The organism is Pseudomonas vanderleydeniana, assembly GCF_014268755.2.
GTDB classification, from domain to species: Bacteria; Pseudomonadota; Gammaproteobacteria; order Pseudomonadales; family Pseudomonadaceae; genus Aquipseudomonas; species Aquipseudomonas vanderleydeniana.
This window is the reverse complement of sequence record NZ_CP077093.1, coordinates 5,033,947-5,045,836: the sequence shown is the minus strand read 5'-3', so window position 1 is coordinate 5,045,836 and position 11,890 is coordinate 5,033,947. Positions and strand designations below refer to the sequence as shown.

At 61.9% G+C, this 11,890-nt stretch carries 11 protein-coding genes and 1 tRNA gene; 8 read left to right on the top strand and 4 right to left on the bottom strand.

The genetic code is table 11. The features are described 5' to 3' along the window. Positions 1-16: 16 nt before the first annotated feature. Entirely contained in the window at positions 17-688 is a 672-nt protein-coding gene (locus tag HU752_RS22675) for a Bax inhibitor-1/YccA family protein (RefSeq protein WP_186684633.1), read from the bottom strand. Positions 689-812: 124 nt separating this feature from the next. Between HU752_RS22675 and HU752_RS22670 the strand changes: the two genes are divergently transcribed. Then, a tRNA-Ser gene (locus HU752_RS22670) sits at positions 813-900 on the top strand. Positions 901-1,347: 447 nt separating this feature from the next. Here HU752_RS22670 and HU752_RS22665 read toward each other — a convergent pair. Further along, on the bottom strand, positions 1,348-1,857 hold the full coding sequence (locus HU752_RS22665; RefSeq protein WP_186684635.1) for a ProQ/FinO family protein: 510 nt from the start codon (positions 1,855-1,857) through the stop codon (positions 1,348-1,350). A 120-nt stretch (positions 1,858-1,977) separates the two neighbouring features. After that, positions 1,978-2,877 (bottom strand): LysR family transcriptional regulator, encoded by a 900-nt coding sequence (locus tag HU752_RS22660; protein WP_186684637.1) that lies wholly within the window; start codon positions 2,875-2,877, stop codon positions 1,978-1,980. 92 nt (positions 2,878-2,969) lie between these two features. Between HU752_RS22660 and HU752_RS22655 the strand changes: the two genes are divergently transcribed. The 7 genes from HU752_RS22655 to aepX all read left to right on the top strand — a co-directional run bounded on the left by HU752_RS22655 (position 2,970) and on the right by aepX (position 10,825). After that, positions 2,970-4,142 (top strand): MFS transporter, encoded by a 1,173-nt coding sequence (locus HU752_RS22655; protein WP_186684639.1) that lies wholly within the window; start codon positions 2,970-2,972, stop codon positions 4,140-4,142. 43 nt (positions 4,143-4,185) lie between these two features. Next, entirely contained in the window at positions 4,186-5,022 is an 837-nt protein-coding gene (locus HU752_RS22650) for a hypothetical protein (protein ID WP_225920196.1), read from the top strand. Next, positions 5,015-6,235 carry an MFS transporter gene (locus HU752_RS22645; RefSeq protein ID WP_186684643.1) on the top strand — a complete coding sequence of 407 codons (1,221 nt, stop codon included), beginning with the start codon at positions 5,015-5,017 and terminating at the stop codon, positions 6,233-6,235. Before HU752_RS22650 ends, HU752_RS22645 begins: the two co-directional genes overlap by 8 nt. A gap of 104 nt (positions 6,236-6,339) precedes the next feature. Further along, positions 6,340-7,578, top strand: coding sequence for a pyridoxal phosphate-dependent aminotransferase (locus HU752_RS22640; protein WP_186684645.1), 1,239 nt, complete (start codon positions 6,340-6,342; stop codon positions 7,576-7,578). Positions 7,579-7,606: 28 nt separating this feature from the next. Continuing rightward, the gene (locus HU752_RS22635) at positions 7,607-8,437 is read left to right on the top strand and encodes a hypothetical protein (RefSeq protein ID WP_186684647.1); all 831 of its coding nucleotides are present in this window, start codon (positions 7,607-7,609) and stop codon (positions 8,435-8,437) included. A gap of 61 nt (positions 8,438-8,498) precedes the next feature. Continuing rightward, positions 8,499-9,887, top strand: coding sequence for a class II fumarate hydratase (gene fumC / locus HU752_RS22630; RefSeq protein ID WP_264084006.1), 1,389 nt, complete (start codon positions 8,499-8,501; stop codon positions 9,885-9,887). Between the two features lie 47 nt (positions 9,888-9,934). Next, on the top strand, positions 9,935-10,825 hold the full coding sequence (aepX, locus tag HU752_RS22625) for a phosphoenolpyruvate mutase (protein ID WP_186684657.1): 891 nt from the start codon (positions 9,935-9,937) through the stop codon (positions 10,823-10,825). A 119-nt stretch (positions 10,826-10,944) separates the two neighbouring features. On the opposite strand, the gene HU752_RS22620 is transcribed toward aepX, so the two are convergent. After that, entirely contained in the window at positions 10,945-11,814 is an 870-nt protein-coding gene (locus HU752_RS22620; protein ID WP_186684659.1) for an isocitrate lyase/PEP mutase family protein, read from the bottom strand. Positions 11,815-11,890 lie beyond the last annotated feature (76 nt).

Below are 11,890 nucleotides of genomic sequence, written 5' to 3'. Positions count from 1 at the left end.
TTGCGTACAGGGGTGATCAGTCGTCGCGACCCATGATGCCGAAGATCTGCAACAGGCTGACGAACAGGTTGTAGATCGATACATACAGGCTGATGGTCGCCATGATGTAGTTGCGCTCGCCGCCGTGGATGATGGCGCTGGTCTGGAACAGGATGCACACCGACGAGAACAGCACGAAGCCGGCGCTGATCGCCAGTTGCAGGCCGCTGATCTGGAAGAAGATGCTGGCCAGGGTGGCGCCCAGCAGGACGAAGAAACCGGCGGTGATGAAGCCGCTGAGGAAGCTCATGTCCTTGCGGGTCACCAGGACGTAGGCCGACAGGCCGCCGAACACCAGGGCGGTCATGGCGAAGGCCGAGCTGACGACTTCGGCGCCGCCCTGCATGCCCAGGTAGCGGTTGAGGATCGGGCCGAGCAGGAAACCCATGAAGCCGGTCAGGGCGAAGGTCGACACCAGGCCCCAGGCCGAGTCGCGCAGCTTGTTGGTGAGGAAGAACAGCCCGTAGAAGCCGATCAGCACCACGAAGACGTTCGGGTAGCGGACGTTCATCTGCTGGGCGACGAAAGCCATCACACCGCTGAAGGCCAGGGTGAGGGCGAGAAGGCTGTAAGTGTTGCGCAGGACGCGGCTAACCTCTAGCTGCTCAGCCTGCACGCTGTTGTTAACGGCGTAATCCTGTTCGCGCATGGCGAAACTCTCCTTCGGTTTTGAAATGTTCAGTCGCAAAGATCATAACAGAGGCTCTGTAACAAGCTATCACGAGAGTTTGACAGTGTGTTTCATTCCGGTATTATGGCGCCCGCAATGCATGGGAGGTGTGGCCGAGTGGTTTAAGGCAGCAGTCTTGAAAACTGCCGACTGTAACAGGTCCCAGAGTTCGAATCTCTGCGCCTCCGCCATATTGCACACTGTCAAGGCCCCGAATTTTCGGGGCTTTTTCGTTTCTGGGTGGTCGGCAGCGCCATCCAAGATGTTTCGTACGCTATGAGTTCGCTTAACACTTCGGAGCTGCCCGCTTCATCCATCAAAACCGTTTTAGGTTCTGCGTAGGGTCGAGTTTGCCCACCCGAACGCCAGGCAATAAAAAACCCGCCGAAGCGGGTTCTTTGCCATCAAGTCCATCCAACATCCTGTCGGCAGCATTCCGAGCAGTGGCAGATCATCCATGACCTCCGAGGTACATCATGTTCCTCGGTTGATGGGTCTAATCTAGGGTTTTGCGCTGACCCCGTAAATGGGCGGTTCACTCGTCGTCATGTACGCTTTTTCCTACATCGAGCCGTAGCTGCTCCCGACGGTGTATTCCACAGCGCGTCAGCCGCCCGTTGATCATGGGGCGGCTTTTTTCACTCCGCTGCCTGTTCTACGACGGCATCGGCGGTGGGCGCGGGGGTAGCGGCTTTGGGCTTTGCACGATTGCGCCGGTCCTGGCTTCGTTGCCTTGAAGCTTGCCGCTTCGCATGAAGTGCCTGAGAGGCCGTCACGACGCCAACTGCTTGGCCGTTCAAGTCCAGGCGCGGCGCGTTCTCCACCATGCATGTCCAGTACCGGTTGCCTCGGCACCAGGTAGATATCCCCAGTTTGAGTTGCTCGCGGGTTAGCCCGAGCAGCTCAAGGTGCTGTTCCGCATCCTGGAGAATCCCTTCCTTGAGTGGAGCCTTGGGCGCCGGATTGACCGGGAAAGCCAATGGAAAATGCTTCTGCAATGGCCAGATCGCTTCCACTGCCGGATCCACGGGGCGGGGCTGGGCCTTTGGGGAAGGCTTGCGCTTGGGGGGGAGCGCTTTGTCAGTCTCTACCGGCGCTTTTTCAGCGCGGAGGCGGTCGCGGAGCTCCGCTAGTTGTTCAAAACCCATTGTCTAGTTCACAGCTTCATTGATTATGTGGCGCAAGGATAAGCCATGCGGCATTCGAAGGCAGCAGAAACAAGATGAGTGATGCAGCCGCTTGAATCTCCAGCCCCGTGATCGGAGGGATCACCTCGCCCCGATCGTCTTGCGGATCACCTCGACAAACGCGCTGACCAACGGGCTGCGCTCTCGCTTGCGGGTCAGTACCAGCAGGGGCGCGGTGGCCTCGAGTTCTGCCAGGGGCCGGTAGGTCACGCCGCGCTTGGCCAGGGTCTGGGTGCACTGCGGCACCACGGCGACGCCACGGCCGGCGGCGACCAGGGCGATGATCGAGGTGATCTGCTTGCCGGTGGGCGCCGGGCGGCACGTCAGCGCGTGGCGGCGGTAGAGTGTTTCGACGATTTCGTTCAGGCCTGAGCCGTAGTCTGCCGGGAAGGCGATCAGGGGATAGGCGCTGAGTTCGGCCAGTGTCACCTGTGCCTGTCCGGCGAGGGGGCTGTCGCTGGCGATGGCCGCCACCAGCGGTTCGTTGTCCAGGCAGAGGGCCTGGACGTCAATGTCGTCACCGGGTGGTTGCATGCGGCTCAAGCCGATATCCAGGCGGCCTTCGATAATGTGCGCCCATTGGGTGCTGGAGGCGCCTTCTTCCACGCTCAGTTGGACGTCCGGATACGCCGTGCAGAACGCCTGGATGGTCTGGCTGAACACGTCCGAGAGGGCAATGGAACTGGCATATCCAACCGCCAGGTGGCCTGCGGAGCCGGCCGCCAGCTTGCCGGTGATGGCGGTGGTCAGGTCGACCTGCTCCATGACGGCGCGGGCGTAGGGCAGGAAGTGGCGACCTTCGGCGGTGAGGGTGACGTTGCGGGTGCTGCGGTCGAACAGGCGAAACCCCAGGTCCGCTTCCAGTGCGGAAATCTGCCGGGTCAAGGGTGGCTGGGCAATGTGCAGGCGCGAGGCCGCGCGGCCGAAGTGCAACTCGTCACTGACTGTCAGAAAGTAACGCAGTCGGCGCAGATCGATCATGTTCATCCTTGGGTATCAATCGGTCGGAAATAGGTATTGGAACCCTTAGTCGCCTATCTTATAAATTGTTTAAAAGCATTACGAATTTTCTTATGAGCCCTCGAATTGCCCTGTTTCTGGCTGGGTGCGCCGCGTTTCTCAACCTGTATGCCACCCAGGGGCTGCTCACCGAGTTGGCCGGGACCTTTGGGGTGTCTGCCCGGCAGGCCGGCTGGAGCATCACTGTCACTACCCTGGCCGTGGCCATTACCGCGCCCTTTGTCGGTCGCTTGACTGCCGGTGCGGCGCAACACCGGGTGATCGCCGTGGCGGCGATGCTGCTGGCGCTGCCGGCGGTGCTGGCGGCCTGGGCCAGCGGTTTCGGTGAGTTCCTGTTCTGGCGCGGGGTGCAGGGCATGCTCATCCCTGTCGTGTTTGCCACCAGTGTTGCGTATATCGGCGTGCGCTGGAGTGGGGGCGCGGTGTCCGAAGCCACCAGTGTGTATGTCGCGGGCACCATCCTGGGCGGTTTCTGTGGGCGTTTCCTGACGGGCCTGGTGACCGAGTATGCCGACTGGCGCCTGGCGCTGAGCCTGTTGGGGGCGTTGAGCCTGGTCATGGGCGCGCTGATCCTGTGGCTGTTGCCGCGTAACCCTGTGGCACCCGCGCCGGTCTTGGTCGATCGTGCGGCCGCTGCCGGCGAGTTGTGGCGCAGGCCGTTGCTGGCCGCTTATGCCGTGGGTTTCTGTGTGCTGTTTTCGCAGGTGGCGACCTTTACCTACGCCGGCTTGCACCTGGGCCAGGCGCCGTTCTCCCTAGGCTCGGGCGCGCTGGGGACGATCTACGCGGTATTCCTCCTGGCGTTGGTGGTGATTCCCATCGCCGGGCGCCTGAGCAAGGCGCGGCCACAGGGCGAACTGGTGAAGGTGGCGGCCTGGCTGGGCGTCACCGGCTCGCTGCTGACCCTGGCATCGACGTTGTGGCTGATCGTGCTGGGCCTGGCGCTCAGTTCCACCGGGGTGTTCCTGGCCCAGGCCGCGGCCAATGCCTTCACCACCAGCCACGCGCGATACAACAAGGCCGGTGCCGTGGGACTTTACCTGACCAGTTACTACCTGGGCGGCAGCTTTGGCGCCTGGGTGCCAGGCGCCCTGTGGGAGCAGTGGGGGTGGCCGGGCTGTGTCGCACTGATCGTGGTCTTCCAGTTGTTGTCGCTGTTCGTCGCCTGGACCTTCTGGAAACCCGCTGCGCAGCCAGGGTATCCCCTGCCACGTCCGCGCCCATGAATACGCTTGATTCATCACATAACAAGGAAAAAGTGAGATGACCGTGAGCAATTCGCTGACCCGCCAAAGCCAATTGTTGTATTTGGTGGAACCGGTACTGGAACTGATGAATGCCGGCGTTCTGAAACAGGCGTTGCTGGAAGCGTTCCGCAGTCAGGAACCGGCCCTGGTGGATATCGAAGAGGCCTTTCACGCGCTGACGGCTCGTCGCCATGACGCCCAGGCGCTGCGCCGCTTCTTCGCCAGTTGGTCGAAAACCAACAACTCCGCTGCCAGTGTGTCCGGGCTGGCGAATCGGATTACCCTGCTGGCGCGTTCCGCGGAGGAGGGCGCGCAGGTGCAGCGGCTGCACCAGGTGTGCAGCAATCTGCAGCGGATCACGGACGAGGACCTTGGGGCGCTGGGCAATACCCTGCATTCGGAGCTGTTCTACAACATGGCCACGCCGCTGTGTGGCGATGACCAATGGCTGCTGAAGGAAAACTGCCTGCCGTCGGCACAAGCGTTCAAGGACTGGACGGACATGCGGCGCCTGCGTGACCGTGACCTGCTGCAAGGGTTGTTGACTACGCTGGTACATGAGGTCTACACCCATGGCGAAGTGGAGTTCATCCATCCGCTGTTCAAGCAGTGGTTTGCGCGTGACATGGGGGTGCCCACCGAAAAGGTCAGGTCCACGGTGGCCTGGGTCACCGTGCATACCGGTGGCACCGAGAGCAACCATTTCGCTCACGCGGTCGCGGCCGTGGAGGAGTTCGTCGAGGTGATGGACGTGGCGGTGGTCAAGTCGGCCGCGCAGGAAATATTTGGCGAGTACCTGCAGCGCAAGGCGGCGGTGATGCGCGACTGCGTCCAGTGCCTGGCCCAAACCCATGAATGAACTCGTCCAGCCATCGCCGGCACCGGCGATAACCGCCGAGGACAAGAGCCGGCGCCGGCGCACTCTGTTTGCCGGGTGTGGTGCCCATGCCATCCACGACGGGCTGACGGACGTGATCTACGTGCTGCTGCCGGTGTGGCAGGCGCAGTTCGCCATGAGCTATGCCCAGGTCGGGCTGCTGCGGGGCGCCTATTCGGCGATGATGGCGGGCTTTCAATTGCTCGCCAGCCGTGCGGCCAAGCGTTGGGGGCGCAAGCGACTGCTGGTGGGGGGGACGCTGCTGGCGGGGCTGGCCTACCTGGTGGCGGGGATTGCCGGTGGGCTGGGCGTCCTGCTGTTGGCGCTGATGATGGGCGGCTTGGGTGCCAGCACCCAGCACCCGTTGGCGTCCTCGCTGATCACCGATGCCTATGAATCCGGTGGCGGGGTGAAGCAGGCGCTGTCGCAGTACAACTTCGCCGGTGATATCGGCAAGACCCTCGTGCCCGGTCTGGTCGGTTTGTTGTTGGCGGTGATCAGTTGGCGCGCCAGCGTGACCCTGGTGGGCTTGCTGGGTCTCGCGGTGGCACTGTGGCTGTGGTGGTTGATTCCGTCGGCCACGGGCAGCTCTCAGACTAAAAAGGCCAAGGCGGTGGGAGGCAAGGGCTCGGCCAGCGGGTTGCGCGCCATGATCCTGACCGGCACCCTGGACAGCGCGGTACGCATGGGGTTTCTGACGTTCCTGCCGTTCCTGCTCCAGGCCAAGGGCGCGGGCACTGCCGGCATTGGCCTGGCCCTGACGATGCTGTTCGTCGGCGGGGCGTTCGGCAAGCTGTTGTGCGGTTACCTGGGCGCCCGCATCGGCATGATGAAAACCGTGTGGTTGACGGAGTTCACCACGGCCACCCTGATCGTTCTCAGCCTGTTCCTGCCTTACCTGGGGCTGATGGCGGTCCTGCCGTTGCTGGGCCTGGCCCTCAATGGCACCTCGTCGGTGCTGTATGGCGCGGTGCCGGACCTAGCCGGGGAGGGTAATGTCGACCATGCCTTTGCCTTGTTCTACACCGGCACCATTGGCGGTGGCGCGTTGGCGCCGGTGCTGTTTGGCGGCCTGGGCGACGTGACCGGTATTCCGGTCGCGGTGGTCGGCCTGGCGGCACTTCTGTTATTGACCCTGCCTCTTTCGTGGTGGGTGCAGAGAGGACTGGATTCAATTCACGGCAAGTATCAATAACGACTGAAAGAGTATTGGCCTGCACGTCAAGTTGTCATCAAGCTGTAAGTGCACCGAAGTAACGGGCACCTGATGACAGTAATGAGCATACGTGCAGGTATAAGATGAATAATAATGAATTATCCGCTCCTCGGTTTTGTCTGTCGCAACGCGCGCTGCAACTAACTCCTCCCGGCACTTCCAGTATGCGCAGTAAGGCCAACGCCTTGAAGGAAAGTGGAGTGCATGTTATCAACTTCGCTGCCGGCGAGTTGTCATTCGATGCCAGTGCGCAAATGAAGGCGGGGGCCCTGGAAGCCATCCAGGGCGCACGCAACCGCTATACCCCACCACTCGGCCTGCCGCGCCTGCGCGAACAATTGGCGCTGCGGGTATCGGAGCGTACCGGGGTGGCGTTCGCGGCCAACGAAGTGGCCGTGACCGCCGGGGCCAAGCAGGCGCTCTACAACGCCTGCATGGTGCTGCTCAACCCCGGCGACGAGGTCATCGTGCCGGTCCCGCACTGGGAGACCTTTCCGACGCAGATCCGCCTGGCAGGTGCCACCCCGGTGGGGGTGGATACCCGGCCCGACGATTATCGCCTGACGGCCAGGGCCGTGCGGGCTGCACTCACGCCGCGAACGCGGATGATCGTGATCAACTCGCCCAACAACCCCACTGGCACCGTGTATCAACAACGGCAACTGCTCGAGATCGCCCAACTGGCGGTCGATCATCAGCTCTGGGTGTTGTTTGACGAGTGCTATCGCAGTCTCACCCGGACGCCCTTCGAGCATCACAACATCCTGTCGCTGTTGCCGGCGCTCAAGCCCCAGACGGTGCTGATCGACTCCTTCTCCAAAAGCCAGGCCGTCACCGGCTGGCGGGTGGGATATGCCTGCGCGCCGGCCCAGGTCATTTCGGCCATGCACAACCTGCAGGGCCACACCACTTCCAACCCCAGCAGCCTGTCGCAGTACGCCGCACTGGCCACGCTCGACACGGGCACCGAACCCTTCGTCGCCCAGCTCGGGCCCTTTCTGCAAGGTCAGTTGGAGACGGCACGCCGCTATCTGGATCCGGTGCCCGGCATGACCTATGCGCCACCGGAAGGCGCCTTCTACCTGTACATCGACGTCACCCCATGGCTGGGTGGGCTGTATCGCGGCGAACCGATCAGGGACGTCGATCACCTCAGCGACCTGTTGTTGACCGAGGCGCATATCGCGGTAGTGCCTGGATCCGGCTGCGGCGACCCTTCCAGTATCAGGATTTCCTATGCACTTGAGCACGAAGAGTTGGTCGAGGGGCTATCTCGTTTCGTGCACTTTCTGTCGTCGGTAGAACGCTTGAGTAGCCACTGATTCAATAACAATAAAGTCAGGAGATAACATGGAAAGTTCAAACGGGGTATTCATTGATTACGTGCATCAGGCACTGGTGGAAGTTGATGACCGTAACCTGGTGGAAGCACTGCTGGACGGTTTTATCAATAACGCCGACCGGCTGCTGGATTACACGCGGCGTTATGAAAACATGACTGCCCAACCCTGGTCGACGGCTTCGCTGTGCACGTTCTTTTGCGGGTGGAGAAGCCCGGATGGGGCGGCTCATGCCGTCGCCAGTATTATCGTGCGCCTGCTGCAACTGTCCGAGTCGGTGCGTGAGCCGCAAGCAAGGTTGGCCTTGCTTGAAGCCGCCAGGCATTGCGGCGAAATCATTGTCGAGGATGTCGGCCTGGGGGAGATGCACGGCCATCCCCACCACTCCAAGCTGTATCAGCGCATGGCCACGACGATCTGTGGTTCTGATGACTGGCGTTTGCAGGACCGCTACCTGAACCCGATCACCAAGGAGTTTTCGGCCTGGGTCGGGGAAAAGCGCCCGCTCGCCCCGGACCTGACCGAAGCCCTGGAAATGATGGCGCTGACCGAATTGTTCAACACCGGTGAATACAACGTGATGACGCCGTTGTGGAAACGCTGGCTGCGCGAGTCGCGAGGTTACTCGGCCGGCGAAACCCATCGTATCGCGGCCTTTCTCAGCGTCCACTGCGGCAGTGTCGAAGCACGGCATTTCCGTCATGCCACCGATGCACTGGCGCTCTACTGCCAGGCCACCGGCCAATCGATCAACTACCGGCGCATTGCGGCACTCTCCAACGAGTATGTGATTCGCGCCTGCGAGCACCTGGGCAAGATGGCGTCGGTACTGGCGGCCTAGCCACGGCGACGACCGTTTCGATAATCGATTGATCACGTCATCGACATGATGACAGGAGAACCTGATGCGTCTTGAATCCGATTCCATGGGCTCTGTGTCGGTAGCGTCCGACAAATACTGGGGCGCGCAGACCGAGCGCTCGATCCATCACTTCCCCATTGGCCGTTCGCGCTTCCAGTGGGGCGCCCCCATGATCCGTTCGATGGGCATTCTGAAAAAGGCGGCGGCATTGGCAAACCTCGCCCTGGGCGAGTTGCCGGAGTCGGTTGCCTTGCCGATTGTCCGGGCTGCCGACGAAGTCATCGCCGGCCAGCTGGACGAGCATTTTCCGCTGGTGGTGTTCCAGACCGGCTCCGGTACCCAGTCGAACATGAATGCCAATGAGGTCATCGCCAACCGGGCGATCGAAATGCTCGGCGGGGAAATGGGCAGCAAGACCCCAATCCACCCCAACGACCACGTCAACCGGGGCCAGTCGTCGAATGATACGTTTCCGACGGCCATGTACATGGTGGTCGTGGGTGAAGTCTTCGAGACCCTGCTTCCCGGCGTGACGCTGCTGCGCAACACCCTGGCGGCCAAGGCCGAGGCATTCGCCGACGTGGTCAAGGTCGGCCGGACCCACTTGCAGGACGCAACGCCGATCACCCTCGGCCAGGAAATCGGTGGCTGGGTCGAGCAGCTCGACTACACGCTCAAGGGCATCGAGCAGAATGTCCAGGGGCTGTACGACCTGGCCATCGGTGGCACGGCGGTGGGCACCGGGCTCAATGCCCATCCACGGTTTGGCGATGAGTGCGCGCGGCATATCGCCGAACTGACCGGTTATCCGTTCAGGGCGTCGTCGAACAAGTTCTTTTCCCTGGCTGCCCATGACGCCTTGGTGAACACCTCCGCGGCGATCCGTACGCTGGCCATGGCCCTGCTGAAAATCGCCAACGATGTGCGCTGGCTGGCCAGCGGGCCGCGTTGCGGCATTGGCGAGATCGACATCCCCGAGAACGAACCCGGCTCGTCGATCATGCCGGGCAAGGTCAATCCGACCCAGTGCGAGGCGCTGACCATGGTCTGCACCCAGGTCTTCGGCAATGACGCGACGGTGGCCTTTGCCGGCAGCCAGGGCAACTTCCAGCTCAACGTCTACAAGCCGGTGATGGTGCACAACGTGCTGGAGAGCATCACCCTGTTGGCCGAGTCGTGCCGCGCCTTCAATGATCATTGTGCCGAGGGCATCACCCCGAACCTGCCTCGAATCGAGGCCAACCTGCAGAAGAACCTCATGCTGGTCACGGCGCTCAATCGACACATCGGCTACGACAAGGCCGCGATCATCGCCAAGACCGCCCATCACGAAGGGAAATCCTTGCGCGAGGTGGCGCATCAGTTGGGCTTCGTCTCCCCCGACGAGTTCGATCGATTCGTCGTACCCCTGGACATGACTCACTCATGACCAGCGCTACCCGAGAGCATTGCCTATCCGACTTTGAGAGGTTCCATATGCAGGAAGCAGTCGTTCGTCCAGGCAACCTTCGCGCCCTGTTGGGCACCCTTCGTTGCCTGCGGGTGCTGGAAGTGCACAGCCCGATATCCGCCTTGCTGGCAGAGCAATCGCGCCTGGAAACCGGCCCCGGCCAATGGGTGGCCTATGACGCCATCTGGTCCAGTTCACTCACCGATTCGACCCAGCGGGGCTTGCCCGACATCGAGATTCTGTCCCCGAGCAATCGCTTGCAGGGTATCCGCGAGATTTTCGATGTGTGTGACTTGCCGATGATTTACGACGCCGATACTGGCGGCAAGCCCGAGCACTTCGCTATCCACGTCAAGATGCTGGAGCGCGCAGGTGTCGGGGCCGTGGTGATCGAGGACAAGTGCGGCCTGAAGAAAAATTCGCTGTTTGGCACGGATGTCACTCAGGCTCAGGAATCAATCGAAGCGTTCTGCCAGAAGATCCGCCTGGGCCGCGCGAGCAGGTCACCGGAGGGGATGATGATCATTGCGCGTTGCGAGAGCCTGATTCTGGACCGCGGCATGGACGAGGCCATGGAGCGTTGCCTGGCCTATGCCGAGGCGGGGGCCGACGGCATCATGATTCACAGCCGCAGGAAAGATGGCGAGGAGGTCCTGGAGTTCGCCCGACGGTTTCGTGTGCATTACCCCGATGTTCCGCTGGTTTGCGTTCCGACCAGCTATGCGCACTTGAGTTTTGACCAGTTGCAGGAGGCGGGATTCAATGTGGTCATCTACGCCAACCACATGTTGCGCAGCGCCTACATGGCCATGAAGGAAGTGGCGACGGGGATCCTGGCGCATGGGCGAACGCTGGAGGTGGAGCAACGCTGCCTGGGTATCGATGAGATCCTCGACCTGATCCCTGGCACCCGTTAACCCGCCAAGAAGGGGGAGGGGTAGCTGGCGGGGGCCGATCCGGTCCTCGCCGCGCCCTGTTTTTCGCCCGCTCCCTGGGCGACAGGTTTGTAGCGCTTACGGTTGCAGTCCGATCGATATCACTCTTCCACATCCATGAACTCTTTCGCCCAGGCCACATAGCTCTCGGGGAAGGTGTAGGTGTGGGTCAGCTCGGTGGCGCTGAGGTTGGAGGTGCTGTGGGTGATCTGGCGCTGGGCGCGCAGGCTGTCGTACGTGGCCTTGATCGAGGCGAAGTAGGCGCCGTGGCCGGCGACGATCACGCGCACGCCGAGGTCCGCCAGGCGCTGGCTGTCGTTGAGCTTCGGGTTGCCGTAGGTCACCAGCATCAGCGGTACGCTGAGGTTTTCGGCGATCTGCTCGAGGTGGTCGAAGTCACTGATGCCAACCATGCAGATGCCATCGGCACCGGCCTTTTCATAGGCCCTGGTGCGTTCGATGATGGCCTGGGTCGGCAGCACCCCGGCGTTGGTCCGGGCGATGATCGTCAGTTCCGGGTCGACCCGGGCTTCCAGGGCGGCCTTGACCTTGCCGATGCCTTCCTCGATGGAGATCAGGTCCGTGGACTTGCGGCCGAACTGCGCCGGCAGCAGGGTGTCTTCGATGGTCAGCGCGGCGACGCCGGCGCGTTCCAGTTCTTCGACGGTACGCATGACGTTGAGGGCGTTGCCGTAGCCGTGGTCGGCGTCCGCGATGAAGGGCAACTGGGCGACACGGCCGATCCGCGTGGCCTGTTCGACGAATTCACTCAGGGTGATCAGGGCGAAATCGGGGGCTGCCAGCACCTGCAGCGAGGCGACCGAGCCACCGAGGATACCGACCTCGAAACCCAGGTCGGCCGCGATGCGCGCGGACATCGGATCAAACACGGACGCTGTTTCCACGCAGGCCGGTTTGGCAAGCAATTCACGAAAATTACGACGAAGAGCGGTGTGGGAGATTTTCGGCATGATCTTTCCTGGTTCTGGCCATCGTCAAATACGATCTATGCCTATTCATTGAGTGCGGCGAGACTACCACGCAGAA